We start from the raw sequence: 26,083 nt of genomic DNA, 5'->3' as shown, positions 1-26,083 counted from the left end.
TGCCACTAAAACCGCTCAACGGGCGGCTAACGCGTCAATAAAACGCAGAATCCGTGCACCGAGCTCGGCCGCCAGGGGCAGGTTCGGGTCCTTGTAGGAAGCCAGTTGCCGCTTCACGTCGTTGGGCACGATGCGCATCACGTGGTTCATGCCGTCGATCAGTGCCAGTTCGGCGTCGGGCTTGGCGGCTTTCAACTGCTTGGCGTCATCGATGCTGACCTGGATGTCGTTGCTGCCCTGGATGATCAGGGCCGGCATCTTCAGCGCCGCGAAGGCACGGGCCGGGTCCTGGCGGAACAGCGAGATCAGGTACGGCTGCACACTGGGGCGGAAAATGACCTGCAGTTGCGCCGGCACGTTGTCGTCGACTCGACCGGCCTTGAGGCTGTCGAGTAGTTCGTTGCTGCGCAGCATCAGGGGCGGTGGCAGGCGGTTGCTCAGTTGTTGACGCAGCACCTGGTCGATTGGCCGGGCGCTGCCGGACAGCGAAATCACCGCCGCTGCGTTGGCCTGGGGCGCGGCAAGGCTGGCGATCAACGCGCCTTCACTGTGGCCCAGCAAAATCACCGGGCCCAGGCGCGGATCGGCGGCGAGCTTGTGGCTCCAGGCTACGGCGTCGGCCACATAGGCCTCGACGCTCAGGTTGCGCTCGTCCGGTGTCGCCGCGAGGCTGGCGGCCACACCGCGTTTGTCGTAGCGCACACTGGCAATGTTATGCCTGGCCAGGACCCAGGCCAGGCGCTTGAGGCTGTCGTTGCGCCCGCCCTCGGGGTTGTTGCCGTCGCGATCCGTAGGGCCGGACCCCGAAATGATCAGCACGACCGGCACTGGCGTGTCGGACTTTGGCAGCAACAACGAGCCGAAAAGTTCACCACTGCCCGTGTCGAGGCTGATCGGGCGTTGCAGCACCGTGGCCTGGGCCAGGCCGCAAAACAGGCCGGTTAACAAGGTAAGGCTTAAGGCAAGCAGCTTTAACATCATCACGCCATTAGTTGCGAAGGTGCCGGTTGGACTGGCGGCCGCCGATAAGGTTCGAGGATGAACTACGCGGGGAGCCTGCGTATACTGGCGCCCACTACGAATCCAAGGTTGAGTCTCTCAGCGTTTTTCACGGAGCACCCTGCATGTCCGGCAATACCTACGGCAAGCTGTTCACTGTCACCACCGCGGGCGAAAGCCATGGCCCGGCGTTGGTCGCCATTGTCGACGGCTGCCCGCCGGGCCTGGAGATTTCCCTGGACGACCTGCAACGCGACCTGGACCGGCGCAAGCCCGGCACCAGTCGCCATACCACCCAGCGCCAGGAAGCCGATGAAGTCGAAATCCTGTCTGGTGTGTTCGAAGGGCGCACCACCGGCTGCGCCATCGGCCTGTTGATCCGCAACACCGACCAGAAGTCCAAGGACTACTCGGCCATCAAGGACCTGTTCCGCCCGGCCCACGCCGACTACACCTACCACCACAAATACGGTGAGCGCGACTACCGTGGCGGCGGTCGCAGCTCGGCCCGGGAAACCGCCATGCGCGTGGCGGCCGGGGCGATTGCCAAGAAGTACCTGGCCAGCCAGGGCATCGTCATTCGTGGCTACATGAGCCAGTTGGGGCCCATCGAAATCCCGTTCAAGACCTGGGACTCGGTAGAACAGAACGCCTTTTTCTGCCCTGATCCAGACAAGGTCCCGGAGCTCGAGGCCTACATGGACCAGTTGCGCCGGGACCAGGACTCGGTCGGCGCGAAGATCACCGTGGTCGCCGAAGGCGTGATGCCTGGCCTCGGCGAGCCGATCTTCGACCGTCTCGACGCCGAACTGGCCCATGCGCTGATGAGCATCAACGCGGTGAAGGGCGTGGAGATCGGCGCCGGTTTCGCCTGTGTCGCCCAGCGCGGCACCGAGCACCGTGACGAACTGACTCCGCAAGGTTTCCTGAGCAACAATGCCGGCGGCATCCTCGGTGGCATTTCCTCGGGCCAGCCAATCGTTGCTCACCTGGCCCTGAAGCCGACCTCCAGCATCACCACGCCGGGCCGCTCCATCGATATTCATGGCAACCCGGTGGACGTCATCACCAAGGGCCGTCACGACCCGTGCGTCGGCATCCGTGCCACGCCCATCGCCGAGGCGATGATGGCGATCGTGCTGATGGATCACCTGCTGCGTCATCGCGGCCAGAACGCCGATGTGCGGGTCGGCACCCCGGTGCTGGGTCAGCTTTGATGGCTGGCCTGCCGACCGCCGTGGCCTGACGACCATGGCGGCACTGCCGTACTGGCGGCTCTCCAGTTTTTATCTGTTCTATTTCGCCCTGCTCGGTTCGACGGCGCCATTCCTGGCGCTGTATTTCGATCACCTGGGGTTCAACGCAGCGCGCATCGGCGAGCTGGTGGCCATCCCGATGCTGATGCGTTGTGTGGCGCCGAACATCTGGGGCTGGCTGGGGGATTACACTGGCCGACGCCTGGCGATCGTGCGCTTTGGTGCGATCTGTACGCTGTTGACCTTCTCGCTGGTCTTCATCGATAAAAGCTACGCTTGGCTGGCGATGGTCATGGCGCTGCATGCATTCTTCTGGCACGCGGTGTTGCCGCAGTTCGAAGTCATTACCCTGGCCCATTTGAGCGGCCAGGCGTCGCGCTACAGCCAGATCCGCCTGTGGGGCTCCATCGGTTTCATCATCACCGTGGTCCTGCTTGGTCGGTTGTTCGAATGGCTGAGCCTGGACATCTACCCGGTGGCGCTGGTGTTGATCATGGCCGGCATCATCCTCGCCAGCTTCTGGGTGCCCAACGCCCAGCCATTGCAGGGGGCGCGAGTCGCGGGGGAAGGCTTCCTGCGGCAACTGCGCAACCCTGGCGTACTGGCGTTCTACATCTGCGTGGGCCTGATGCAGGTGAGCCACGGGCCGTATTACACCTTTCTGACGTTGCACCTCGAACACCTGGGCTACAGTCGCGGCTTGATCGGCATGCTGTGGGCGGTCGGTGTGGTGGCGGAAGTTCTGGTCTTCCTGCTGATGAGTCGGATCCTGGCGCGATTTTCCGTGCGCAGGGTATTGCTGGCGAGTTTCCTGCTGGCGGCGTTGCGCTGGCTGTTGTTGGGCTCGCTGGCCGAATTCCTCTGGGTGTTGTTATTCGCGCAAGTGCTGCACGCGGCGACCTTCGGCAGCTTTCACGCCGCCGCCATCCATTTCGTGCAACGCAGCTTTGGCCCTCGCCAGCAAGGCCAGGGGCAGGCGCTGTACGCGGCGCTGGCGGGCACGGGCGGGGCCTTGGGCGCGTTGTACTCCGGCTACAGTTGGAACGCCCTGGGCGCCAGTTGGACCTTCAGCCTCGCCAGCCTCGCGGCCTTCGCCGCAGCGGTTATCATCGCCACACGTATGCAAGAGGATCGGCCATGAGCCTTCGAACCGTTAATTTGCTGGAGCCATTGTCATGAGCAGCCTCGCCGTCTATCACGTTTCGAGCCCCGATATCCCGAACAAGGTGTTGACCCACTTCGAAGACATCGCCGCGACACTGATCGAACAAGGCATTCACTTTGCCCGTTGGGAAGCGGCGGCGAAAATCCAGCCTGGTGCCCGCGAGGAAGACCTCATTGCGGCTTACCAGATTCAGATCGATGGGTTGATGACTGAGCGGGGGTACGTAGCGGTCGATGTGGTCAGTGTCAGCAGCGATCACCCGGAACAAGCGGGGGTGCTTGATGAGTACCGCCATAGCCAGGACGAAGTACGGTTTTTCGTCACCGGTCGTGGTTTGTTTAACCTGCACATCGGCGATTATGTCTACGCGGTTTTGTGTGAGAGGAACGACCTGATAACGGTGCCTGCTGGTACGCGGCATTGGTTTGACGGGGGGGAGCGGCCGCATTTCGTTACGATCCGTTTGTCTGGTGATCCGCAGGGGTTGGTTGCTGAGCTCACTGGGGATGATATTGCTTGCCGGTTTCCTCGATTGGAGGATTGATCCGCGTTTGGCCCCAAAAGAAACACCCCAAAAAAACGGCGCTTCCTATTTCTGAGAGAAGCGCCTTTTTTCTATGTGAACAGCAAAGCGGATTTTCCAGCAGACTCAAGCGCTGTGGTAAGTCGGCAGCGCAAACCGATGCTGGCTCTGCAACAGCGTGATCTGTGGCAACTCGCTGGCCTGTTCAGCCAGGTCACGACGAATCGCGCTGATCGCCCAGGACAACTGATCCCCGGCATGCAATTGAGCATAGGAAATCGTGCGTTTGAACAGCTTGCCGTCGCTATTACGCAAGGTCAGCAGAATGCCGCCATCCGGGCGGGGCTGAGTGGTCACTTCGTAGTTGGAAAACAGGGATGCAAACTTTTCTTGAATCATGTTCATAGTTGACTGCTCCATGGTATGGCAAACCGTGGAGGGATGGTTGCACTGTCTATGCCAGCATTTTCTTATCTAAAAAACCATTTAAAAACAATAAGTTACGTTTTTGTTGGATTTTCGCTTTCGTGCAACTTGCATGAATAGCCATCGTGCATCCTGCATTTTGCGTGGTCGGGCAAGGATTTTTGGAACCAAATCGTTTTCCGGCGCTCACGCTTCGCCTGTCTCGGCCAGCGGATACAAAACATTGCAAAAACCGCGTGTACAGCGTCGCAATCGCGGGCGTACTTTCGAGCCAAAATCACCGCCAGCCCATAACAAGAACCGAGACCCACGAGGTCGAACGGGGAAGATCACCATGAGTCGTACACCCAGCGACGCTATTACCTGGGGCATGATGCTGCGCAAGCTGCCAGTCATCGCCAAAGCCGTCCCCCGGATCGTCAAAGGCATGAAGCAGGCCAACGTCCAGGACCCGACCCAGCCTTGTGGCCTGGGCTGGTGTTTCGAACAGGCCACCCAACGCAATCCCCACGGCCCGGCGCTGCTGTGCGGCGATACAGTGTTGAGTTATGCACAGGTCAACGCCCAGGCCAATAGCATCGCCCATTACCTGTTGGCCCAGGGCATCGGCAAGGGCGACTGCGTGGCGATATTCATCGAGAACCGGCCACAGCTGTTGATCAGCGTGTTGGCGATGGCGAAGGTGGGTGCGGTCAGTGCCATGCTCAATACCTCGCAAACCGGCGATGCGCTGGTGCACAGCCTGGCCTTGGTCAATCCGGTCGCGATAGTGGTCGGGGATGAACGGGTTGCGGCTTTCAACGATGTGCGAGAGCGAACGGCGTTATCGAGCGCCAGGACCTGGTGGGTCGCGGATCAGGACAGTGCCGACGTCCCGTCCGGTTTTATCGACCTGATGGCTGGATGCGAGGGTTACCCAGGTGATAACCCCGCGTGCAGCCGGCAGGTTTTCTGTAACGACCCGTGCTTTTATCTCTACACCTCGGGCACCACCGGGCTGCCCAAGGCCGGGGTGTTTCGCCATGGCCGCTGGATGCGCACGGCCACCAGCTTCGGTCTGATCGCCCTGGACATGCAACCCGCCGATGTCGTGTATTGCACCTTGCCGCTGTATCACGCCACGGGCCTGTGCGTGTGCTGGGGCGCGGCGATCTGTGGTGCATCGGGATTTGCGATCCGGCGCAAGTTCAGCGCCAGCCGGTTCTGGAGCGACGTACGTCGTTACCGGGCGACCACGCTGGGTTATGTCGGTGAGTTGTGCCGCTACCTGATCGATCAGCCTGTCGCTGCCGATGACCGCCATCACGGTGTGAAGAAAATGATCGGCAACGGCCTGCGGCCCGGGGCCTGGTCGACCTTCAAGACACGTTTCGGCATCGACCACATCTGCGAGCTGTATGCGGCCAGCGACGGCAATATCGGCTTTACCAACATCCTGAATTTCGACAACACCGTCGGCTTTTCCCTGATGGGCTGGGAACTGGTGCAGTACGATCATGACAGTGGCCTGCCGTTGCGCAACCTGCAGGGTCGTATGCAAAAAGTGCCCAGGGGCCAACCGGGCCTGCTGCTGGCGCGGATCGACGAAAAGGCGCCGCTGGACGGCTACACCGAGCAGGCCTTGACCGAAAAAACCATCTGCCGGGATGTCTTTGCGCCGGGCGACCGTTATTTCAACACAGGCGACCTGTTGCGTAACATTGGCTTCGGGCATGGGCAGTTCGTTGATCGCCTCGGTGATACCTATCGTTGGAAGGGCGAAAACGTCTCCACTACGGAAGTCGAAAATGTGTTGCTGCAACATCCCCAGGTAGCCGAGGCGGTGGCCTACGGCGTGGAGATCAACGGCACCAATGGCCGTGCCGGCATGGCGGCGATCACTCCGTCCGAATCCCTGGCGACCCTGGATTTCAGCGAGCTGTTGCAGTTCTTGCAATGCAAGTTGCCCGCCTATGCCGTGCCGCTGTTCCTGCGCATCAAGGTGAAAATGGACACCACCGGCACCTTCAAGTACCAGAAGACCCGCCTCAAGGCCGAAGCGTTCGACCCATGCGTCACCGGGGATGAACCGGTCTATGCCTGGCTGCCGGGCACCGATACTTATGTGCGGGTGGATCGGCAACTGGCGACCCGGATCCGGGACGGACAACTGCGTTATTGATTCTGGCTATGGCGGGCACAGTGAAAAAAGGGATGACAGCGCCCGGGTCCCTCGGGAAACTAGCCGTTTTGCGAAGACCCGAGTGGAGTTTCCCATGTCCGATACAAGCCGCCAGATGACCCCGGAAGAGGCTGCGGAGTTTGCCGAACAGGTGTTCAACGTCGCACGCCAGGGCGATGCAGCCATGATGGCCGCGCTGCTGAGCAAGGGCCTGCCGCCCAACCTGCGTAACCACAAGGGTGACACCCTTTTGATGCTGGCCGCTTACCACGGGCATGTGGAAACGGTGAAGGTGCTGCTGGAGCACAAGGCCGATCCGGAAATCCGCAACGACAACGGCCAGAGCCCGATTGCCGGTGCGGCGTTCAAGGGCGACCTGGCAGTGGTTTCGGCGCTGGTGGACGGCGGCGCGCAGGTGGAAGGCGCCTCCTTCGATGGCCGTACCGCACTGATGATGGCGGCGATGTTCAACCGGGTGGAAATCGTCGACTACCTGATCGGCAAAGGCGCTGATCCGAAAGCCAAGGACGCCAACGGCGTCTCGGCCCTGGATGCGGCCAGGACCATGGGGGCGGTGGACACCACGGCGCAGTTGGAAAAGTTGTTGGGCTGATAGGCTGTGGGAGCAAAGCTTGCTCGCGATAAAGGCACTGGGCTCCAGAGAGACCGTGTTGTTTTCATCGCGGGCAAGCCTTGCTCCCACAAAATGCTCGTTCGCCACAGGTCCTTCTCCAATCCTAATTCGCATGCGAATGCGTTATCCTGCCCGCCCTCAAAACACCCTTCGCCACAGGATTCACCCTCATGAAAGCCGCCCTCATCGAACTCATCGCTAAAATCAGCTCCGGCTGCCTTGGCGAGGCTGACATCGAGCGAATCGCCGACGAAGCGGCCCAGGCCTACGCCGATCCGACAGCTTTCCTGGCGGCCAACCCCGATATCAACTACGACGACACCTTCCCTATCCCGTTGGGTGAGTGGGTGGTAGTGGGCAGCCTGCCGGACACCGTGCTGTTCCAGGCCGACACCTACGTGGACCTGTTCGAACAGATCGTCGCCTCGTTCGGCCCCGGCGTGGCGTTCAATCTCAAGCCCAAGCAACTGGCGAAAACCGAAGCCTTGACCGCGCTCAACCGTATCCAGATCCAGATGAGCAGCCTGAACAAGGAAAACGGCGGCTACGTGCTGATGAACTTCAGCCAGTTGCTCGACGATGAATTGCAAATGGTGCTGGTCTACGGCAACGACGTGCCGCGGGTACTGCAACTGTGTGCCGAAGTCGGCATCGCCGCCGCGCCGTCCCTGGAAGCCCTCAAGATCGCGGTCCACGTCTGAAGCAATAAAACGGAACCCTTGCCTGGGGCCCGCTATCCTAAGGGTGCCTATCACCATTTGGGAGCGACACCATGGGTTCCACCTTCAACGGCCTGGTCGGCCTGATTATCCTGGCGCTCGATATCTGGGCGATCATCAATGTACTCAAGAGCGGCGCGGAAACCGGGATGAAAATCCTCTGGGTGCTGCTGATCCTGCTGTTGCCAGTGCTGGGCCTGATCATCTGGGCGATTGCCGGGCCGCGTGGCAACGTGCGGATTTGACCGCTCCACAACAATGCCCGGTCGCTTCGAACGACCGGGCATTTTTTATGCGTGGGTATTCAGGCCGTTGCCAGGGAAGGTTTCTGCGAGGCGCTCAAGAAACGTAGCAAGGCCAACAGCGGGAAGGCGCTGCCGACGATCACCACCCACAACCAGCCGCCGTGTTCGTACACCGCACTGGCAATCGATGAGCCGAAGGCGCCACCGACGAAGATACTGGTCATGTACAGCGCATTCAGGCGGCTGCGGCTCTTGGCATCGAGTGCGTAGATGGTGCGCTGGCCCAGGACCATGTTCATCTGCACACAAAAATCCAGGACCACCCCGGTCACCGCCAGGCCAATCACGCTGTAGAGCGGATGGATGAACGCTGGCAGGAAGCTCAGGCTGGCGAACAGCATCGCCAGTAGCGAGGCAATGCGGGTATGGCCGGCATCCGCCAGGCGACCGGCGATGGGCGCGGCGATGGCGCCTATGGCACCGACCAGGGCGAACAGGGCGATTTCAGTCTGGGACAGGCCATGGACGCGTGACAGTTCCAGCGGCACGGCGGTCCAGAACAGGCTGAACGTGGCGAACATGCAGGCTTGGTAGAAAGCCCGTTGCCGCAACAACGGTTGTTGGCGCAGCAGGGTGCCGAGCGAGCCCAGCAGTTGGCCATAAGTGGCGCTATGGTCGGGTTGGCGCTTGGGCACGGTCAGTGCCAGGACGATGCTGATCGCGGCCATCAACGCGGCGGCGATGATGAACATGGTCCGCCAGCCGAAGTGATCGGCCACGACGCTGGAGATCGGCCGCGCCAACAGGATCCCCAGCAGCAGGCCGCCCATGATCCCACCGACGACCCGGCCCCGGGATTCTTCCGGCGCCAGGTGCGCGGCCAACGGAATCAGGACTTGCACCGACACTGAACTGAACCCCACCAGCAGGGAGACCAGCAAGAATACATTCGGCTGGTCAGTGAACGCCGCCCCCAACAGGCTGGCAATCGCCACCAGCGTGGTGAGGATCATCAGCCGGCGGTTCTCCAGCAAGTCCCCCAGCGGCACCAGGAAAAACAGGCCCAAGGCATAACCGATCTGGGTCAACGAGACGATCAGGCTGGCCATGGTGCTGCTCAGGCCGACATCCGGCGCGATCAGTTCGATGATCGGTTGGGCGTAGTAGATGTTGGCGACGATGGCTCCGCAGCAGAAGGCGAACAGCAGGACCATGCCTCGGGTCAGGGTGGCGGGGTGGGCACTCATGGCAATCTCGTCAGAACAGGAAAGATGACGTGAGGCTAAAGAGTTGTGCCGCTCTGGAACAGAGCTTTGTGGCTGATATCAGACATGCCTGTGGTTGATGATGGTTGCTGTGATGAGTGCTTTATGTGGCGAGGGAGCTTGCTCCCGCTTGAGTGCGAAGCGCTCATCGTTTTTCAGGGCGGCTTCGCCACCCAGCGGGAGCAAGCTCCCTCGCCACAAAAGCTCTCTGGCAACCCTATGCGATCAGTGCCTCACTGCCCGCTGTAGATCTGGTCGAAAATCCCACCGTCATTGAAGTGAGTCTTCTGCACCGTGCGCCAGTCGCCGAAGGTTTTTTCCACGGACAGGAAGTCCACTTTCGGGAAGCGGTCGGTGTATTTGGCCAGTACCGCCGGGTCCCGTGGACGCAGGTAGTTGGCGGCGGCGATTTCCTGGCCTTCGGGCGACCACAGGTACTTGAGGTAGGCCTCGGCGGCCTCGCGAGAACCTTTCTTCTCGACCACTTTATCGACCACGCTCACCGGTGGCTCGGCTTCGGCAGAAACGCTCGGATAGATGACTTCGAACTGGTCGCGGCCAAATTCGCGGGCGATCATCTCGGCTTCGTTTTCAAAGGTCACCAGCACATCGCCGATCTGGTTGGTCATGAAGGTGGTGGTGGCGGCGCGACCGCCGGTGTCGAGCACCGGCGCCTGCTTGAACAGCTTACCGACGAAGGCCTTGGCCTTGTTCTCGTCACCGCCATTCTTGAGCACGTAGCCCCAGGCCGACAGGTAGGTGTAGCGACCGTTGCCGGAGGTTTTCGGGTTGGGCACGATCACCTGCACACCGTCCTTGAGCAGGTCAGGCCAATCTTTCAGTGCTTTCGGGTTGCCTTTGCGCACGATGAATACGGTGGCCGAGGTGAACGGCGCGCTGTTGTTCGGCAGGCGGGTGACCCAGTTTTCGGGCACCAGTTTGCCGTTGTCCGCCAGGGCGTTGATGTCGGTGGCCATGTTCATGGTGATGACGTCCGCCGGCAGCCCGTCGATCACCGAGCGCGCCTGCTTGCTGGAACCGCCGAATGACATCTGCACGGTGATGTTTTCGTTGTGCTCGGCTTGCCAATGTTTCTGGAAGGCGGTGTTGTAGTCCTTGTAGAAATCACGCATCACGTCGTAGGAAACGTTGAGCAGGGTCGGGGCGGCGTGAGCCAGGTTGCCAAAGGCCAGGCCAGCGGCGAGAAGGGAGGCGCCAAAGAAGTTCTTCACTGCGAATTCCTTTTTATTTGAAAGGGGTTCCGGGCAATTAGCCAGCACACTAGCGGCAAGCTAATAGGCCATCAAGCATTAAAAAGTGCTTTGCTTATTCCAATTTCTTAAACAACGCATTGCCACAGCGGGAGCAGAAAGCGGCACCGTGTTCGTGGTTGTTTTTGCTGCACACCGGGCAATCGTGCTTGAGCTGGTCACCGCGCATGGCCGTGGCCAGTTCAGCCGTGAAAATACCCGTTGGCACGGCGATGATCGAGTAACCGGTGATCATCACCAGGGATGACACCACCTGGCCCAGTGGCGTCTTGGGCACGATGTCGCCGAAGCCTACGGTGGTCAGTGTCACGATAGCCCAATAGATGCCCTTGGGAATGCTGGTGAAACCGTGCTCAGGCCCTTCGATCACATACATCAGCGTGCCGAAGACGGTCACCAGGGTCGAGACGCTGACCAGGAATACAATGATTTTCTGTTTGCTGCCCCGCAGCGCCGCCATCAGGTAGTTGGCTTGCTTGAGGTAAGGACTGAGCTTGAGCACGCGGAAAATCCGCAGCATGCGGATGATCCGAATGATCAGCAGGTATTGGGCATCGCTGTAGTACAGCGCCAGGATCCCCGGCACGATCGCCAGCAGATCCACCAGGCCATAGAAACTGAAGGCATAGCGCAACGGCTTGGGCGAGCAGTACAGGCGCAGGCCGTATTCGACGATGAAGATGAAGGTGAAGCCCCACTCGATACCGGCCAGCAGGGCCGCATAGTTTTTGTGCACGCTGTCGATGCTGTCGAGCATCACGATCACCAGGCTGGCGAGGATGATCAACAGCAGGGTGCTGTCGAAGCGTCGGCCGGCCACGGTGTCGGTCTGGAAGATGATCACGTAGAGGCGTTCACGCCAGTTGTCGCTGCTTTGCATAATCTTCGCCTGAATCGGAATCAGCGAAGCCTAGGGCGATTGCCCCGCAGAGCGCAAGGCGCGCTGTCGAGGCTGGCCTGGCGCCACGCTCGGCCGGTGGCCTGGATCAACCAGCAGGCGAGGATGAACGGTGCGGTCAGGGGCGGCAGATCGAGGGCGATAAAGCCTGGCGTGAGCAAAACCGCCAGGAGGATGCCCATCAGCGGCAGCCATGGGCGGCGTTGTTGGCTGAGGGCCAGCGCCACCAACGCCGGGTTGTAACCGCCCAGGCCGGAAAGGGCGGTTGGGTTCTCATGCTGTAACAATGCGCAGGCAAGGCCGGCGGCGGAACCGAACAATGCCCAACCGGCGGCGCGACGGTCGGCCAGTAGCAGGCCCACCACAATCAGTGCACCGGCGGCAGGGTGGCCGAGAAACATGACTTGGCCCAGCCCGCTCAAATGAGCGGCCAGCAGGTTGGGTATCGTCATTTCAATCGAGGTGCCGGGGGACGGCGGCAGGGTGAAGCCCATCAGCAGCCAAGCCAACCCTACAAAGGGCGCGGTGTAGGCGGGCAGGCACTGAGGGCCTCGGGTGCGCTTGAGCCATTGCTGGGTCAGCATTGCGCCGAGACCGCCTGCGGCAATGATCAGCGGTGGTAACAGCACGGACCAGGGCAATACAAGACTCAGCAACAAGCCCAGCAGGATGCCGTTGTAGCTGAACAGGCCGGCTTGCCGGTCAGCCTTGGCGTAACCGCGTCGCTGGGCCGTGAGCAACCCGGCCACCCCACCCAGCAACGCGCCACCGACCAGGGCGGGTGCAGTGAGCAGAATCGCCAGCAGGCACAGCAGGCCGCACAGCGGATGGCGCTGGAGGAAGATCTGGCTGAAACCGTTGAGCAGGGCGGTGGCCCAGTCGGGGCAGTGGGTATGGGGCATGGCGGATATGTCTGATGGACCGAGTTGCCCTCATCGCGAGCAGGCTCGCTCCCACGCACTGGATTTGCGGCGATCACAAAACCTCCTGTGGGAGCGAGCCTGCTCGCGATGTGGCCAGTACAGGCGCTAGAGCAACGTCTCAATGCGCAACGAATTGGTCGACCCCGGCTGCCCGAACGGTACGCCCGCTGTGATCAGCAAGGTATCGCCACGCTGGGCCATGCCCTGGGCCTGGGCAATTTCCAGAGCGGTGGAACACACCTCATCGACCTGCCGCAGCCGATCATTGACCACCGAGTGCACGCCCCAGGCCACGGTCAGGCGGCGGGCGGCCTGCAGGTTCGGCGTGAGGTTGAGGATCGGCACCGTCGGCCGTTCCCGTGCCGCGCGCAGGCTGGAACTGCCGGACTCGCTGTAGTTCACCAGCACCGCCACCGGCAGGATGCTGCTGATGCGCCGGATCGCGCAGCTGATGGCATCCGACACCGTGGCTTCGGCTTTCGGCCGGCTGACGTCCAGTTGAGACTGGTAGTCGGGACCGCTTTCCACCTGGCGGATGATCTTGCTCATCATCTGCACGGCTTCGAGTGGGTAATCGCCTGAAGCGGTTTCCGCCGATAGCATCACCGCATCGGCCCCTTCGGCCACGGCGTTGGCTACGTCGGTGACTTCCGCACGGGTGGGTGCCGGGGAGAAACGCATCGATTCGAGCATCTGGGTCGCCACCACTACCGGTTTGCCGAGGGCGCGACAGGTGCCGATGATGTTCTTCTGGATCTGCGGCACGCTCTCGGCCGGCACCTCGACGCCCAAGTCTCCGCGAGCCACCATGATTGCGTCGCTCAATTCGGCGATTTCCCGCAGTTGGGTCACCGCCGATGGCTTCTCGATCTTCGCCATCAGGAACGCCTTGTCGCCGATCAGCGCCCGGGCTTCGCGGATGTCCTCGGGGCGCTGCACGAACGACAGCGCTACCCAGTCCACGCCCAGTTCCAGGCCGAAATTCAAGTCACGCCGGTCCTTGGCCGTCAGCGGGCTCAGGTCGAGCACGGCCTGGGGCACGTTCACACCTTTGCGGTCGGACAACTCACCGCCATTGAGCACTTCGGTATCGATGGCGTCGGCGTGCCTGGCAGTCACGCGCAGGCGCAACTTACCGTCGTCCAGCAGCAGGTCCATGCCGGGCTCCAGGGCCGCGATGATTTCCGGGTGAGGCAGGTTGACCCGGTGTTGATCACCGGGCGTCGGGTCCAGGTCCAGGCGCAGGGCCTGGCCGCGTTGCAGCAGGACCTTGCCGTCGGCGAATCGGCCAACCCGCAGCTTCGGGCCTTGCAGGTCCATGAGAATACCCAGCGGGTAATTGAGCTGCTTCTCGACGTCACGAATCCACTGGTAGCGCTGGGCGTGGTCGGTATGCTCGCCGTGGCTGAAGTTCAGACGGAAGATGTTCACGCCAGCCTGTACCAGCTCGCGGATGTCATCGATGCCACGGGTGGCGGGGCCGAGGGTCGCGAGGATCTTGACCTTTTTATCAGGCGTCATGGTTGGGCTCCTCGAGGATCAGGATGGCGCGAAAGTCGTTGACGTTGGTGCGGGTCGGTTCAGTGACGATCAACCCATCCAGGGCGGCGAAGTAGCCGTAGCCATTGTTGTTATCCAGCTCGTCGCTGGCGCTCAGGCCCAGTTCGGCGGCGCGGCGATAGCTGTCCGGGGTCATGAGGGCGCCGGCGTTGTCTTCGGAACCATCGATGCCGTCCGTGTCGCCGGCCAGCGCGTAGATGCCAGGGTGGCCCTTGAGGCTGTCGGTCAGGCTCAGCAGGAATTCGGCGTTGCGTCCGCCACGGCCATTGCCGCGCACGGTGACGGTGGTTTCGCCACCGGAGAGGATCACGCACGGCGCCGCCAGTGGCTGGCCATGCAAGGCGATCTGCCGGGCGATGCCAGCGTGGACTTTCGCCACTTCCCGGGATTCACCTTCCAGGTCGCCGAGGATCAATGGGCTGAAACCAGCCTGGCGCGCCTTTACCGCCGCCGCTTCCAGCGATTGCTGGGGACGGGCGATCAATTGGAAGTGGCTGCGGGCCAGGCTTGGGTCGCCGGGTTTGACGGTTTCCGATTCGGGGCTTTGCAACCAGTGGCGCACCGAGGCCGGCACATCGATGTGGTAGCGCTTGAGGATCGCCAGGGCTTCGACCGATGTGCTCGGATCGGCCACGGTGGGGCCGGAGGCGATGACCGTGGCGAGGTCCCCCGGTACGTCGGAGATTGCGTAGGTGTAGACCGTCGCCGGCCAGCAAGCCTTGCCCAGGCGTCCGCCCTTGATCGCCGAGAGATGCTTGCGCACGCAATTCATCTCGCCGATGGTCGCACCGGACTTGAGCAAGGCTTTATTGATCGATTGTTTGTCGGCCAGGGTGATGCCTTCGGCGGGCAAGGCGAGCAGGGCAGAACCGCCGCCAGACAGCAGGAAGATGACGCGATCGTTTTCGCTGAGGTTGCTCACCATGTCCAGTACCCGCTGGGCCACGGCCAGGCCAGCGGCATCAGGCACCGGGTGGGCGGCCTCCACGACTTCGATTTTCTGGCAGGGCGCGCCATGGCCGTAGCGGGTCACCACCAGGCCAGAGACTTCGCCCTGCCAGCAGCGCTCGACCACTTGGGCCATGGCGGCGGCCGCCTTGCCGGCGCCGATGACGATCACCCGACCGCTGCGATCGGTTGGCAGATAGCGTTCAAGGACGTGCTGCGGATGGGCCGCGTCGATGGCTGTGGCAAACAGCTCGCGCAGCAATTGTTGCGGATCGACCGACATGGCGGGCTCCCGATTCTTATTATTGGCTGAGTGACGCATGACCTGTGGGAGCGAGCCTGCTCGCGATGAGGATCTGACATCCAACATCGATGTCGACTGAAAGTCCGCTATCGCGAGCAGGCTCGCTCCCACAGGGTTATGGGGTATGTCAGTTATCGCGAATGGAGAAACTGGCCATATGTTCCAGCCCCTTGATCAACGCCGAGTGATCCCAGTTGCTGCCACCGATGGCCGCGCAGGTGCTGAACACTTGCTGGGCATTGGCGGTGTTGGGCAGGTTGATGTTCAGTTCCCTGGCGCCTTGCAGGGCCAGGTTCAGGTCCTTCTGGTGCAGGCTGATGCGGAAGCCCGGGTCGAAGGTACCCTTGATCATGCGCTCGCCATGCACTTCGAGGATCTTCGACGAAGCGAAGCCGCCCATCAGGGCTTCACGGACTTTGGCGGGGTCGGCGCCGTTTTTCGCGGCGAACAACAGGGCTTCGGCCACGGCCTGGATGTTCAGGGCGACGATGATCTGATTCGCCACTTTGGCGGTCTGGCCGTCGCCGTTACCGCCCACCAGGGTGATGTTCTTGCCCATGGCCTGGAACAGCGGCAGAGCGCGCTCGAAAGCGGCGCTGTCGCCACCGACCATGATGCTCAGGGTCGCAGCCTTGGCCCCGACTTCACCGCCGGACACCGGGGCGTCGAGGTACTGGGCGCCTTTTTCATTGATCTTCGCCGCGAATGCCTTGGTGGCGGTGGGGGAGATCGAACTCATGTCGATCACGATCTTGCCCGCTCCCACGCCAGCCGCCACGCCATCGGCGCGGAACAGCACGTCATCGACCTGCGGGGTGTCCGGGACCATGACGATGATGAACTCGGCTTCCTGGGCCACTTCCTTCGGGTTGGCCAACGCCACCGCGCCGCTGGCCAGCAGATCGGCCGGGGCCGCGTCGTGGTGCTGGGACAGGAACAGGCTGTGCCCGGCCTTTTGCAGGTTCAAGGCCATGGGGTGGCCCATGATGCCGGTGCCGATGAATCCGATTTTAGCCATGGGGAAATCCTCTTGTTTTTGTATTGCTTCAAGCAAATGGGAGACAGTTTTTTTGTGGGAGCGAGCCTGCTCGCGATGGCGGTTCTACATTCAACAAAGATGCTGGCTGGACTACCGCTATCGCGAGCAGGCTCGCTCTCACAAGGTTTTCAACCAGCCCAATCCCGCTTCGGTGCTGGTCAGCGGCTTGTATTCGCAGCCGACCCAACCCTGGTAGCCGATGCGGTCCAGGTGTTCGAACAGGAAGCGGTAGTTGATCTCGCCCGTGCCCGGCTCGTTGCGACCGGGGTTATCCGCCAGTTGCACGTGGTTGATCGCCGCCAGGTTGCTTTCCAGGGTACGGGCCAGGTCTCCCTCCATGATTTGCATGTGGTAGATGTCGTATTGCAGGAACAGGTTGGCGCTGCCCACTTGCTCGCGAATCGCCAGGGCCTGGGCGGTGTTGTTCAGATAGAAACCGGGAATGTCGCGGGTGTTGATGGCTTCCATGACCAGCTTGATGCCCTTGGCTTGCAGCTTCTCGGCGGCGTACTTCAAGTTGGCGACGAAGGTTTTCTCCACCAGGGTTTCAGAGCAGTTCTGCGGACGAATTCCCGACAAGCAGTTGACTTGGGTGTTGCCCAGCACCTGGGCGTAGGCAATCGCCAGGTCGACACCGGCGCGGAATTCCTCGACCCGGTCCGGCAGGCAGGCAATACCGCGCTCGCCCTTGGCCCAGTCGCCGGCTGGCAGGTTGAACAGTACTTGGGCCAGGCCGTTGGCATCGAGCAAGGCCTTGAGTTCGGCGGAGCTGTAGTCGTAAGGGAACAGGTATTCGACGCCCGTGAAACCGGCCTTGGCGGCGGCTTCGAAACGGGCGAGGAAATCCTGCTCGGTGAACAGCATGGACAGGTTGGCGGCGAAACGCGGCATGGTGATCTCCTTTAAATATTTTCAAGGCCCTTTGTGGGAGCGAGCCTGCTCGCGATGACGGCGGTACAGCCAACATCACCGGCACTGACCCACCGCTATCGCGAGCAAGCTCGCTCCCACAGGAGGGCATCTGCGCTCAATCGAGCAACGAAATGGCCGTCGGCGCATCGTTACCCACCAGCGCCAGGTCTTCAAACTCATTGACAGCGTTGATCTCGGTGCCCATGGAAATATTGGTGACCCGCTCCAGGATGATCTCGACGATCACCGGCACCTTGAACTCCTCGATCATCGCCTGGGCCTGGCGCAGGGCCGGTTGGATACCGGCCGGTTCGAACACCCGCAGCGCCTTGCACCCCAGGCCTTCGGCCACGGCGATGTGGTCCACGCCATAGCCGTTGAGTTCCGGGGCGTTGAGGTTGTCGAAGGACAGTTGCACACAGTAGTCCATGTCGAACCCGCGTTGGGCCTGGCGAATCAGGCCCAGGTAGGAGTTATTTACCACGACGTGGATGTAAGGCAGCTTGAACTGCGCTCCCACCGCCAGCTCTTCGATCATGAACTGGAAATCATAGTCACCCGACAGCGCGACGACCTTGCGACTGGGGTCGGCCTTGACCACCCCCAGCGCGGCCGGAATGGTCCAGCCCAACGGGCCGGCCTGGCCGCAGTTGATCCAGTGCCGTGGCTTATAGACATGGAGGAATTGCGCCCCGGCGATCTGTGACAGGCCGATGGTGCTGACGTAGCAGGTGTCCTTGCCGAACACCTGGTTCATTTCTTCATACACACGCTGTGGCTTGACCGGCACGTTGTCGAAGTGGGTCTTGCGCTGCAGGCTGGCCTTGCGTTGCTGGCAGTCTTGCAGCCAGGCGCTGCGGTTTTTCAGTTTGCCGGCGGCTTGCCACTCGCGGGCCACTTCGATGAACACCGTCAGGGCCGAGGCGGCGTCGGAAACGATGCCCAGGTCGGGCGTGAATACGCGGCCGATCTGGGTCGGCTCGATGTCCACGTGAATGAACGTGCGGCCTTCGGTGTAGACGTCCACCGAACCGGTATGACGGTTGGCCCAGCGGTTGCCGACGCCCAGCACCAGGTCCGATTTGAGCAAGGTGGCGTTGCCGTAGCGGTGGGAGGTTTGCAGGCCGACCATGCCGACCATCTGCGGATGATCGTCGGGAATGGTGCCCCAGCCCATCAAGGTAGGGATGACGGGGATGCCGGTCAACTCGGCGAACTCCACCAGCAGCTCGCTGGCATCGGCATTGATGATGCCGCCGCCGGCCACCAGCAATGGCCGCTCAGCCTGATTGAGCATCGCCAGGGCTTTCTCGATCTGCACGCGGTTGGCCGCGGGTTTGGCCAGGGGCAGCGGTTGGTAGGCGTCGATGTCGAATTCGATCTCGGCCATCTGCACATCGAACGGCAGGTCGATCAGCACCGGGCCCGGCCGGCCGGAACGCATTTCATAGAAGGCTTTCTGAAACGCGTACGGCACTTGGCCCGGCTCCAGCACGGTGGTCGCCCACTTGGTCACCGGCTTGACGATGCTGGTGATATCCACGGCCTGGAAGTCTTCCTTGTGCATGCGGGCGCGGGGTGCTTGCCCGGTGATGCACAGGATCGGGATCGAATCGGCCGAAGCGCTGTAGAGCCCGGTCACCATGTCGGTGCCGGCCGGCCCCGAGGTGCCAATGCATACGCCGATGTTGCCAGCCTTGGTCCGGGTGTAACCCTCGGCCATGTGCGAGGCACCTTCAACGTGGCGAGCGAGGACGTGATCGATGCCACCCACCTTCTGCAAGGCCGAGTACAGCGGGTTGATTGCAGCACCCGGGATGCCGAAGGCGGTGTCCACGCCTTCACGGCGCATCACCAGGACGGCGGCTTCGATTGCTCTCATTTTGCTCATAGTTTTGTGCCTCTTACGTTTTGTAATTGTATACAAGTGGCTTTGCGTAGAGTGTATTCACGGCAAACGGCGTAGGTCAATCCATTTCCTCAAGCGCCTGTTTCATTCGTCTGAACCTAGGTTTTGCTGCGGTATTTCATCACTTGATGGAAATTGAGAAAATTATTGTATACAAAAATATGTGATGTTGTGTTCTATTTGTTGTGTTCGGTTTTGCTGAAAGTGAAGCCAGCAAGGCTCTCCCATAACAAAAGAAGGACAGCACCCATGAGCGTTCTAACCTTGGAAATTGCCGTCAACCTGGCGGGGCAGGCCCTTGCCGCGGGTCGTGAAATCAGCGCCGCACCCTTGACCGTCGCGGTCCTGGACAGCGGCGGGCACCTGGTTGCCTTGCAACGCGAAGACGGCGCCAGCCTGCTGCGCCCACAAATCGCCATCGGCAAGGCCTGGGGCGCCATCGCCCTGGGCAAAGGCTCGCGCCTGCTCGCCCAGGACGCCCAGCAACGCCCGGCGTTCTTTGCCGCGTTGAATGGGTTGGGGCAGGGCAGCGTCGTACCGGCCCCGGGTGGGGTGTTGATCAGGGATCAGGATGGGAGGGTGCTGGGGGCGATTGGTGTCAGTGGGGATGTTTCGGATGTGGATGAGCAGGTGGCGGTCAGGGCCGTGGAGGCGCTGCTGTTGAGGGCGGATGTGGGGGTTACTATTTGATTTGCGGTGGTTGATCGTTCGCTATCGTGAGCAGGCTCGCTCCCACAGAGGGTGGAGTTGGGCACAGATTCTGCAAACGCCGCAAATCCACACTGTGGGAGCGAGCCTGCTCGCGATGGCCATCTAGCAGACACATCAAGCTAAAAAGTTTGCCTCCTATCCAGGCATTCACAGATCTAGCCTTCTTCATGAGTCAATCATTAAAGGGGCAAGGAATGCCTGGTTCACCTGCTTCACATAAACTGCGCCTCGGTCGCTACGCCGAATCCAGTCGGGTTTATTTACTGACCACCAACACATCTGGCCGCGTACCAGTTTTTAAGGACGTTGTCCTGGGTAGATTGGTCGTTGAGCAATTTCGAAAAGCTCAGGAACAAGGCTGGGCCGACTCATTGGCCTGGGTGGTCATGCCTGATCATTTCCATTGGTTGATCGAATTGCGCAGGGGATCTTTGAGTGAGTTGATGCAAAGGACCAAATCATTGAGTACCAAAGCTGTAAATCTGCGCCTGGGTAATAAAGTCAGCCTTTGGCAGCAAGGATTTCATGACCGGGCCCTGCGGCGGGAGGACGAGTTGATAATAATGGCTCGCTATGTCGTCGCTAACCCATTGCGGGCTGGCCTGGTGAAGCGACTTGGCGATTATCCGCTGTGGGATGCCATTTGGCTTTGACATGAAATCGAGTTACCGCTATCGCGAGCAGGCTCGCTCCCACAAGGGATTTAGGTTGCTCGCAGAATCTACATTCACAGCAGAACCCTGTGGGAGCGAGCCTGCTCGCGATGGCGGCTACTCGGTCCTGAGCCTAGCGATCCACCTCACACCCCTTCAACACCAACCGGATAATCGTCTGCGCCGCCGCTTCGTAATCCGCTTCATCGAGCTTGGCCTTGCCGGTCACGGCGCTGATCTGCCAGTCGAAATCGGCATAGGTCTGGGTGGCGGCCCAGATGCTGAACATCAGGTGGTTGGGGTCGATGGGGGCGATCTGGCCGCGGTCGATCCAGGTCTGGATGCAATCGATGTTGTGCCGGGCCTGGGCGTTGAGTTGTTCCACCAGGTCGGGGCTCAGGTGCGGGGCGCCGTGCATGATCTCGCTGGCGAAGACTTTCGAGGCGAAGGGCAGGTCGCGGGAGATGCGGATCTTGGAGCGGATGTAATGGCTCAGCACTTCACCGGGCACGCCGTCGGCATTGAACGGTGTCGAAGCCTGGAGAATCGGCTCGATGATGCTTTCCAGGACCTCGCGGTAGAGGTTTTCCTTGGATTTGAAATAGTAGTAGACGTTGGGTTTGGGCAGGCCTGCCTTGGCCGCGATGTCGCTGGTCTTGGTCGCGGCGAAGCCCTTGTCGGCAAATTCTTCGCTGGCGGCACGCAGGATCAATTCTTTGTTGCGCTCGCGGATCGTGCTCATAAACCCAGGGGTTCCTTGCCTATTCTGGCGGTGGCGCATGGTAGCACCGGCCTCGCGCGGCGCTCAAGAATGCCCTATGGGGGCGCTGCTCGCGGTATGCTGCGCAGCATTATTGTTCAAGGAGCCCCTCCATGGCCGGAAGCAGTTTGCTGGTACTGATCGACGATATCGCCACCGTGCTCGACGACGTAGCGTTGATGACCAAGATGGCCGCCAAGAAAACCGCCGGCGTGCTGGGCGATGACCTGGCGCTCAATGCCCAGCAAGTCTCTGGTGTGCGTGCCGAGCGGGAGCTGCCGGTGGTCTGGGCGGTGGCCAAGGGATCGTTCATCAACAAGTTGATCCTGGTGCCGTCGGCGCTGGCGATCAGTGCCTTCGTCCCTTGGTTGGTGACGCCACTGTTGATGGTGGGCGGCGCCTACCTGTGTTTCGAAGGGTTCGAAAAGCTGGCCCACAAGTTCCTCCACAGCCCGGCCGAAGACCAGGCCGAACACGCGCAACTGGTCGAGGCGGTGGCGGATCCGGCGGTCGATCTGGTGGCTTTTGAAAAGGACAAGATCAAGGGCGCCGTACGCACCGACTTCATCCTGTCGGCGGAAATCATCGCCATCACCCTTGGCACCGTTGCCGATGCCGCACTGACCCAGCAGGTGATCGTGCTGTCGGGCATCGCCATCGTCATGACCGTTGGCGTCTATGGCCTGGTGGCCGGGATCGTCAAGCTCGATGACCTGGGGCTCTGGCTGACGCAGAAGCCCGGACAAGTCGCTAAAAACATCGGCGGTGCCATCTTGCGCGCCGCGCCCTACATGATGAAAAGCCTGTCGGTGATCGGCACGGCGGCGATGTTCCTGGTGGGCGGCGGCATCCTCACCCATGGCGTGCCAGTGGTGCATCACTGGATCGAAGGCGTGACGGCCAGCGCCGGCGGTGCCGGGTTTATCGTGCCGATGTTATTGAATGCGGTGGCGGGGATTGTCGCGGGGGCAGCCGTGTTGGTGGGTGTGCTGGCGGTTGGCAAAGTCTGGAAGGCGCTGAAAGGCTGAATCGGGCAATACATAACCATTGTGGGAGCGAGCCTGCTCGCGATGAGGGCCTGACAGTCAGCTTCATGTCGGCTGACAGATCGCTATCGCGAGCAGGCTCGCTCCCACAGTGGGTTTTGGGGTAGCCAGAAGTTATTCGGCAATCTGCAGTTTGCGCGATTCGGTGTACACGTAGCGCACCTTTTCATACTCGAACGGCGAGTTCAGTTGCCCATAGCGGAAGCTGGTCTGGTAGCGCTTGTCCACGCCACGCAGGAGCAGGAGTTCCGGGTGGTTGCCGCTGACTTCGGAGACGTTCAGGAAGTTGATCGCTGATTCGGCCGTATAGTCCACCAGCAGGCCTGAGGTGTCGCGCAGGTTCGAAGGGCCGAAGATCGGCAGCACGAAGTACGCGCCGCCGGGCACACCGTAGAAGCCCAGGGTCTGGCCGAAGTCTTCGCTCTGGCGCGGCAGGCCCATGGCGGTGGCCGGGTCCCACAGGCCGGCAATGCCGACGGTGGTGTTGAGCAACAGTCGCGCGGTGGTTTCCATCGAACGCTTGCCCTTGAATTGCAGCAGGCTGTTCATCAGGTTCGGCACGTCCCCCAGGTTATTGAAGAAGTTGCTCACCCCGGTGCGCACGAAGCTGGGCGTGACGTAGCGGTAGCCGTCGACCACGGGCAGGAATACCCACTGGTCGAAGCGGTAGTTGAAGTGATAGACCCGACGGTTCCAGGACTCCAGCGGGTCATAGACGTTCAGGGCGTTGAGCGTGGAGCGCTCGAACTCGCGCTGGTCCAGTCCCGGGTTGAACTTGAGCTTGGTCAGCGGTTCCTTGAAACCGTCCGAATCCACCACCACAGGCGCATTGGCCTTGCTGTTGTCGGCATGGACCATGCCCGCACTCATTAACGCGGCGATAAGCAGCAGGTATTTAGCCACGGAAAAACTCCAGCATGGCGTCGCTGTTGACGCGGTAGTTAAGGTTGCCGCAGTGGCCGCCCAGTGGATAAACCGTCAGGCGATCGCCAAAGGTCTTGCGTAGGAAGCCCAGGTCGCCCGGGCCAAGAATGACGTCGTCGGCATTGTGCATGACGGAAATCTTCGGGCTGTCGTGCAGGTAATCCTTCAGCGCGTACAGGCTGACCTGGTCGACCAGTTGCAGCAGGCTGCCGCCGTCGGTGCGCGCGCGCCACATGGGGATCACCTGCTCGGTGAGGTAACAGTCGAAATCGCATTGCAGCGCGCGCTTGAGGAACGGCGTCAGGCTGGTGCTTTCGGTAATCGGGAACTTGGGCGGGATGATCAGGCCGCGACGATTGATCAGGTCCGAGGTGAACGCGATGTCGGCCGCCGAGAAACGGAACGAGGTGCCAATCAACATCGCCATCTGTTCGTTGCTCAGGTGCTGCTTGGACTGCTGGAAGTCATAAAGCAGGGCGTCGTTGAGGTCGATGTAGCCCTTTTGCTGGAAGTAGCGGGTCAGCTTGTTCAGCACCAGTTCATAGAAGGTCGTGGTGCTGTTGATGCCCTTGACCTCGGTCTGGACCAGTTTGTCCAGGTTGGTGATCGAGGTGTAGAGGTTCACCGGTGGGTTGAGCAACAGCACTTTCTTGAAATTGAAGCTGCGCCGGGTTTCGTCCAGGTGGGCGACGAAGGCCGCATCCAGGCCGCCGAGGCTGTAGCCGGTGAGGTAATACTCGGTCACGGGCAGCTTGGGGTTTTGCGCGCGCACGGCTTGCATCACCCGGTACATGTCCTCGGCGTCTTCCTTGGAAATGCCTGGCGTGGCGAAGCGCGAAGCGGCACTCATGAAGTCGAAGCTGGTGGGCGATGACAACTGCACGACGTGGTAGCCGGCCTTGTAGTAGAGGCGCTTGAGGTATTCATTGATGCTACTGTCAAAGCGCGCACCGGTGCCGGCGATCAGGAAAATCAGCGGCGCGGGCTTGTCCTGGGTGGCCATGCGGTAGGTGAGGCTTTTCACCGGCCAGAAGTTGTCCGGCAGGATGAACTCGCGTTCCGGGCGCAGGGTCAGGCTGTGGTCGGCCTGGTTGATGTCTTCGATCAGCGGCAGCTCCGGACGCAGGTCCGGCGGCGTGGTGGCGATGGTCGCCTCGAACGGGTTGGTCAAGGGGTAGCCATAGCTGGCGGCGTCAATATCTGCCGCCAGCGCGGACGCACTCAGGATAAGGCCGCCGAGAAGGGCAGCGAAGCGCAAGGAACGGAGCATGACTGAATCCCTTAGAGGAAGGTGCCGAATGAGGTTCGCAGGCTATGACCACCGAAGCAGAGCCAAGTGCCATGACGGGCACAAAACAGGCGCGGACGGGGTGCGATAGTAGCGGGACGATACACGGTCGGGCGTGGTGGCGGCTAGTTATCTGGCGTTTGCCGGATTTGACCGCAAAATCTTTCGTGTGGCGCTGGTGCTAATGCCTGGAACAAAGGGGGGGATGGCGTTCTGATGTCGTTTCTCGTTGTTTCGACGTCGCAGGCAGAGCAGGTTCCGGATCGGCGCAGGTTGATGATCAACGAGTCAGTACTCCACTGGCGTGCGGGCCGGTTTGCAGGTGAGCGTGATGGGGGCGCTGAGCACCATAACAATACGTTGACGTCGCTCGGCATCCGCCGGGCGCAGCACTTTCGGGGAAGTAACGATGAAGATGCGACGACTCTTGGGCGCAGGTGCCGCACTGGTACTGGCGATCAGCTCCACCCTGGCCAGCGCCGAAACCAAAACCCTGAGCATCGGTTACGTTGACGGCTGGTCCGACAGCGTCGCGACCACCCACGTGGCCGCCGAAGTGATCAAGCAGAAACTTGGTTATGACGTGAAACTGCAAGCGGTCGCGACCGGGATCATGTGGCAAGGCGTGGCCACCGGCAAGCTCGACGCGATGCTCTCGGCCTGGCTGCCGGTGACTCACGGCGACTATTGGACCAAGAACAAAGACAACGTGGTCGATTACGGCCCCAACTTCAAGGACGCGAAAATCGGCCTGATCGTGCCGGAGTACGTCAAGGCCAAGTCGCTCGAGGATCTCAAGACCGACGATTCCTTCAAGAAGCGCATCGTCGGCATCGACGCCGGTTCAGGCGTGATGCTCAAGACCGAACAGGCGATCAAGGATTACGACCTGACCGGTTATCAACTCAAGGCCAGTTCCGGCGCCGGCATGATCGCCGAGCTGACCCGTGCCGAGAAGAAAAACGAATCCATCGCCGTCACCGGTTGGGTGCCGCACTGGATGTTCGCCAAGTGGAAACTGCGCTTCCTGGAAGACCCGAAAGGCGTCTACGGCGCGGCTGAGACTGTAAACAGCATCGGCAGCAAGGAGCTGGATACCAAGGCCCCGGAAGTGGCTGCGTTCCTGAAGAAATTCCAGTGGGCGTCGAAAGACGAGATCGGCGAAGTCATGCTGGCGATCCAGGAAGGCGCCAAGCCGGAAGCCGCTGCCAAGGACTGGGTCGCCAAGCACCCGGATCGCGTGGCGGAGTGGATCAAGTAATCGACCTGGTCTGACTGTTCCGAAAACCGCATGAGCGTGTGTCATGCGGTTTTTTTGTGCCCGAAATTCTCAAGTGCATGCAAATCCCTTGTGGGAGCGAGCCTGCTCGCGATAGCGGTGCATCTGCTTGCATCTATGCTGAATGTGCTACTGCAATCGCGAGCAGGCTCGCTCCCACTTGAGGAGGGCGTAGCTAAAGTTTGCGGAAAACTGGCAAAACCGTCATGTCGTTCTAATACTAAGGTCGTCTGGAACCTCGCCTTGAGCCGCATAGAGTAGAGTC

The 26,083-nt window shown here is 61.0% G+C and carries 25 protein-coding genes; 11 read left to right on the top strand and 14 right to left on the bottom strand.

From position 1 onward, the window contains the following. Positions 1–15 precede the first annotated feature (15 nt). Positions 16–981 (bottom strand): alpha/beta hydrolase, encoded by a 966-nt coding sequence (locus PBDP_RS21755; RefSeq protein ID WP_109754483.1) that lies wholly within the window; start codon positions 979–981, stop codon positions 16–18. Between the two features lie 143 nt (positions 982–1,124). Here PBDP_RS21755 and aroC point away from each other — a divergent pair, with 143 nt between their 5' ends. Genes aroC through PBDP_RS21740 form a run of 3 tightly spaced genes read left to right on the top strand, consistent with a single transcriptional unit; the run spans position 1,125 to position 3,964 of the window. Continuing rightward, positions 1,125–2,216 carry a chorismate synthase gene (aroC, locus tag PBDP_RS21750; RefSeq protein WP_109754482.1) on the top strand — a complete coding sequence of 364 codons (1,092 nt, stop codon included), beginning with the start codon at positions 1,125–1,127 and terminating at the stop codon, positions 2,214–2,216. Positions 2,217–2,250: 34 nt separating this feature from the next. Next, positions 2,251–3,396, top strand: a complete 1,146-nt coding sequence (locus PBDP_RS21745; protein ID WP_212801298.1) for an MFS transporter — start codon at positions 2,251–2,253, stop codon at positions 3,394–3,396. A gap of 34 nt (positions 3,397–3,430) precedes the next feature. Further along, the gene (locus PBDP_RS21740; protein ID WP_212801297.1) at positions 3,431–3,964 is read left to right on the top strand and encodes an acireductone dioxygenase; all 534 of its coding nucleotides are present in this window, start codon (positions 3,431–3,433) and stop codon (positions 3,962–3,964) included. Between the two features lie 105 nt (positions 3,965–4,069). Here the strand turns inward: PBDP_RS21740 and PBDP_RS21735 are convergent, their stop codons facing one another. After that, positions 4,070–4,348, bottom strand: a complete 279-nt coding sequence (locus PBDP_RS21735; protein ID WP_003204481.1) for a DUF3509 domain-containing protein — start codon at positions 4,346–4,348, stop codon at positions 4,070–4,072. Between the two features lie 355 nt (positions 4,349–4,703). Between PBDP_RS21735 and PBDP_RS21730 the strand changes: the two genes are divergently transcribed. From PBDP_RS21730 to PBDP_RS21715, 4 genes are all read left to right on the top strand, one after another. Beyond that, entirely contained in the window at positions 4,704–6,530 is a 1,827-nt protein-coding gene (locus tag PBDP_RS21730) for a long-chain-acyl-CoA synthetase (protein ID WP_212801296.1), read from the top strand. Positions 6,531–6,624: 94 nt separating this feature from the next. Continuing rightward, on the top strand, positions 6,625–7,143 hold the full coding sequence (locus tag PBDP_RS21725) for an ankyrin repeat domain-containing protein (protein WP_109754479.1): 519 nt from the start codon (positions 6,625–6,627) through the stop codon (positions 7,141–7,143). 191 nt (positions 7,144–7,334) lie between these two features. Next, complete coding sequence (locus PBDP_RS21720; RefSeq protein WP_109754478.1) at positions 7,335–7,865, top strand: hypothetical protein; 531 nt, start codon at positions 7,335–7,337, stop codon at positions 7,863–7,865. A gap of 71 nt (positions 7,866–7,936) precedes the next feature. Further along, complete coding sequence (locus PBDP_RS21715; RefSeq protein WP_003204476.1) at positions 7,937–8,128, top strand: PLDc N-terminal domain-containing protein; 192 nt, start codon at positions 7,937–7,939, stop codon at positions 8,126–8,128. Positions 8,129–8,187: 59 nt separating this feature from the next. On the opposite strand, the gene PBDP_RS21710 is transcribed toward PBDP_RS21715, so the two are convergent. From PBDP_RS21710 to gcl, 9 genes are all read right to left on the bottom strand, one after another. Beyond that, a complete protein-coding gene (locus tag PBDP_RS21710; RefSeq protein ID WP_109754477.1) occupies positions 8,188–9,375 on the bottom strand; it encodes an MFS transporter in 1,188 nt (395 codons plus the stop codon). Positions 9,376–9,626: 251 nt separating this feature from the next. After that, the gene (locus PBDP_RS21705; RefSeq protein ID WP_109754476.1) at positions 9,627–10,625 is read right to left on the bottom strand and encodes a sulfate ABC transporter substrate-binding protein; all 999 of its coding nucleotides are present in this window, start codon (positions 10,623–10,625) and stop codon (positions 9,627–9,629) included. A gap of 94 nt (positions 10,626–10,719) precedes the next feature. Then, on the bottom strand, positions 10,720–11,544 hold the full coding sequence (locus PBDP_RS21700; protein WP_109754475.1) for an ion transporter: 825 nt from the start codon (positions 11,542–11,544) through the stop codon (positions 10,720–10,722). Between the two features lie 20 nt (positions 11,545–11,564). Continuing rightward, positions 11,565–12,464 (bottom strand): urea transporter, encoded by a 900-nt coding sequence (locus PBDP_RS21695; RefSeq protein ID WP_212801295.1) that lies wholly within the window; start codon positions 12,462–12,464, stop codon positions 11,565–11,567. A 126-nt stretch (positions 12,465–12,590) separates the two neighbouring features. Next, a complete protein-coding gene (pyk, locus tag PBDP_RS21690; RefSeq protein WP_212801294.1) occupies positions 12,591–14,006 on the bottom strand; it encodes a pyruvate kinase in 1,416 nt (471 codons plus the stop codon). Beyond that, the gene (locus tag PBDP_RS21685) at positions 13,996–15,276 is read right to left on the bottom strand and encodes a glycerate kinase type-2 family protein (RefSeq protein ID WP_212801293.1); all 1,281 of its coding nucleotides are present in this window, start codon (positions 15,274–15,276) and stop codon (positions 13,996–13,998) included. The genes pyk and PBDP_RS21685 overlap by 11 nt, the downstream gene beginning before the upstream one ends. 148 nt (positions 15,277–15,424) lie before the next feature. Then, complete coding sequence (locus PBDP_RS21680) at positions 15,425–16,315, bottom strand: 2-hydroxy-3-oxopropionate reductase (RefSeq protein ID WP_212801292.1); 891 nt, start codon at positions 16,313–16,315, stop codon at positions 15,425–15,427. A gap of 138 nt (positions 16,316–16,453) precedes the next feature. Further along, positions 16,454–17,227, bottom strand: coding sequence for a hydroxypyruvate isomerase (hyi, locus tag PBDP_RS21675; RefSeq protein WP_116833189.1), 774 nt, complete (start codon positions 17,225–17,227; stop codon positions 16,454–16,456). A gap of 136 nt (positions 17,228–17,363) precedes the next feature. Further along, a complete protein-coding gene (gcl, locus tag PBDP_RS21670) occupies positions 17,364–19,139 on the bottom strand; it encodes a glyoxylate carboligase (RefSeq protein ID WP_212801291.1) in 1,776 nt (591 codons plus the stop codon). A gap of 267 nt (positions 19,140–19,406) precedes the next feature. Here gcl and PBDP_RS21665 point away from each other — a divergent pair, with 267 nt between their 5' ends. Then, the gene (locus tag PBDP_RS21665) at positions 19,407–19,847 is read left to right on the top strand and encodes a GlcG/HbpS family heme-binding protein (protein ID WP_212801290.1); all 441 of its coding nucleotides are present in this window, start codon (positions 19,407–19,409) and stop codon (positions 19,845–19,847) included. 215 nt (positions 19,848–20,062) lie between these two features. Then, positions 20,063–20,521, top strand: a complete 459-nt coding sequence (locus tag PBDP_RS21660; RefSeq protein ID WP_176689637.1) for an REP-associated tyrosine transposase — start codon at positions 20,063–20,065, stop codon at positions 20,519–20,521. 133 nt (positions 20,522–20,654) lie between these two features. Here PBDP_RS21660 and PBDP_RS21655 read toward each other — a convergent pair whose 3' ends face one another. Further along, the gene (locus PBDP_RS21655) at positions 20,655–21,263 is read right to left on the bottom strand and encodes a TetR/AcrR family transcriptional regulator (protein ID WP_046065644.1); all 609 of its coding nucleotides are present in this window, start codon (positions 21,261–21,263) and stop codon (positions 20,655–20,657) included. A gap of 131 nt (positions 21,264–21,394) precedes the next feature. On the opposite strand from PBDP_RS21655, the gene PBDP_RS21650 reads away from it, so the two are divergent. Beyond that, entirely contained in the window at positions 21,395–22,309 is a 915-nt protein-coding gene (locus PBDP_RS21650; RefSeq protein WP_109754467.1) for a DUF808 domain-containing protein, read from the top strand. 132 nt (positions 22,310–22,441) lie between these two features. Here the strand turns inward: PBDP_RS21650 and PBDP_RS21645 are convergent, their stop codons facing one another. Both PBDP_RS21645 and mlaY read right to left on the bottom strand, forming a co-directional pair. Continuing rightward, positions 22,442–23,230 carry an MlaA family lipoprotein gene (locus PBDP_RS21645; RefSeq protein ID WP_109754466.1) on the bottom strand — a complete coding sequence of 263 codons (789 nt, stop codon included), beginning with the start codon at positions 23,228–23,230 and terminating at the stop codon, positions 22,442–22,444. After that, positions 23,223–24,521, bottom strand: a complete 1,299-nt coding sequence (gene mlaY, locus PBDP_RS21640) for a lipid asymmetry maintenance lipase MlaY (RefSeq protein ID WP_109754465.1) — start codon at positions 24,519–24,521, stop codon at positions 23,223–23,225. Before mlaY ends, PBDP_RS21645 begins: the two co-directional genes overlap by 8 nt. A 427-nt stretch (positions 24,522–24,948) precedes the next feature. On the opposite strand from mlaY, the gene PBDP_RS21635 reads away from it, so the two are divergent. Further along, positions 24,949–25,800: a glycine betaine ABC transporter substrate-binding protein gene (locus tag PBDP_RS21635; RefSeq protein ID WP_109754464.1), complete on the top strand. Its 852-nt coding sequence runs from the start codon at positions 24,949–24,951 to the stop codon at positions 25,798–25,800. Positions 25,801–26,083 lie beyond the last annotated feature (283 nt).

Source organism: Pseudomonas sp. St290 (genome assembly GCF_018325805.1).
In the GTDB taxonomy this organism is placed as follows: domain Bacteria; phylum Pseudomonadota; class Gammaproteobacteria; order Pseudomonadales; family Pseudomonadaceae; genus Aquipseudomonas; species Aquipseudomonas bijieensis.
Note: the sequence above shows the minus strand (reverse complement) of the source record. Positions and strands in the feature narration are given on the sequence as shown.

Bases quoted from the DNA above. Each gene is read 5' to 3' on its own strand.
- PBDP_RS21755 (WP_109754483.1), bottom strand. From the start codon at position 981: ATGATGTTAAAGCTGCTTGCCTTAAGCCTTACCTTGTTAACCGGCCTG.
- aroC (WP_109754482.1), top strand. From the start codon at position 1,125: ATGTCCGGCAATACCTACGGCAAGCTGTTCACTGTCACCACCGCGGGC.
- PBDP_RS21745 (WP_212801298.1), top strand. From the start codon at position 2,251: ATGGCGGCACTGCCGTACTGGCGGCTCTCCAGTTTTTATCTGTTCTAT.
- PBDP_RS21740 (WP_212801297.1), top strand. From the start codon at position 3,431: ATGAGCAGCCTCGCCGTCTATCACGTTTCGAGCCCCGATATCCCGAAC.
- PBDP_RS21735 (WP_003204481.1), bottom strand. From the start codon at position 4,348: ATGAACATGATTCAAGAAAAGTTTGCATCCCTGTTTTCCAACTACGAA.
- PBDP_RS21730 (WP_212801296.1), top strand. From the start codon at position 4,704: ATGAGTCGTACACCCAGCGACGCTATTACCTGGGGCATGATGCTGCGC.
- PBDP_RS21725 (WP_109754479.1), top strand. From the start codon at position 6,625: ATGTCCGATACAAGCCGCCAGATGACCCCGGAAGAGGCTGCGGAGTTT.
- PBDP_RS21720 (WP_109754478.1), top strand. From the start codon at position 7,335: ATGAAAGCCGCCCTCATCGAACTCATCGCTAAAATCAGCTCCGGCTGC.
- PBDP_RS21715 (WP_003204476.1), top strand. From the start codon at position 7,937: ATGGGTTCCACCTTCAACGGCCTGGTCGGCCTGATTATCCTGGCGCTC.
- PBDP_RS21710 (WP_109754477.1), bottom strand. From the start codon at position 9,375: ATGAGTGCCCACCCCGCCACCCTGACCCGAGGCATGGTCCTGCTGTTC.
- PBDP_RS21700 (WP_109754475.1), bottom strand. From the start codon at position 11,544: ATGCAAAGCAGCGACAACTGGCGTGAACGCCTCTACGTGATCATCTTC.
- PBDP_RS21695 (WP_212801295.1), bottom strand. From the start codon at position 12,464: ATGCCCCATACCCACTGCCCCGACTGGGCCACCGCCCTGCTCAACGGT.
- pyk (WP_212801294.1), bottom strand. From the start codon at position 14,006: ATGACGCCTGATAAAAAGGTCAAGATCCTCGCGACCCTCGGCCCCGCC.
- PBDP_RS21685 (WP_212801293.1), bottom strand. From the start codon at position 15,276: ATGTCGGTCGATCCGCAACAATTGCTGCGCGAGCTGTTTGCCACAGCC.
- PBDP_RS21680 (WP_212801292.1), bottom strand. From the start codon at position 16,315: ATGGCTAAAATCGGATTCATCGGCACCGGCATCATGGGCCACCCCATG.
- hyi (WP_116833189.1), bottom strand. From the start codon at position 17,227: ATGCCGCGTTTCGCCGCCAACCTGTCCATGCTGTTCACCGAGCAGGAT.
- gcl (WP_212801291.1), bottom strand. From the start codon at position 19,139: ATGAGCAAAATGAGAGCAATCGAAGCCGCCGTCCTGGTGATGCGCCGT.
- PBDP_RS21665 (WP_212801290.1), top strand. From the start codon at position 19,407: ATGAGCGTTCTAACCTTGGAAATTGCCGTCAACCTGGCGGGGCAGGCC.
- PBDP_RS21660 (WP_176689637.1), top strand. From the start codon at position 20,063: ATGCCTGGTTCACCTGCTTCACATAAACTGCGCCTCGGTCGCTACGCC.
- PBDP_RS21655 (WP_046065644.1), bottom strand. From the start codon at position 21,263: ATGAGCACGATCCGCGAGCGCAACAAAGAATTGATCCTGCGTGCCGCC.
- PBDP_RS21650 (WP_109754467.1), top strand. From the start codon at position 21,395: ATGGCCGGAAGCAGTTTGCTGGTACTGATCGACGATATCGCCACCGTG.
- mlaY (WP_109754465.1), bottom strand. From the start codon at position 24,521: ATGCTCCGTTCCTTGCGCTTCGCTGCCCTTCTCGGCGGCCTTATCCTG.
- PBDP_RS21635 (WP_109754464.1), top strand. From the start codon at position 24,949: ATGAAGATGCGACGACTCTTGGGCGCAGGTGCCGCACTGGTACTGGCG.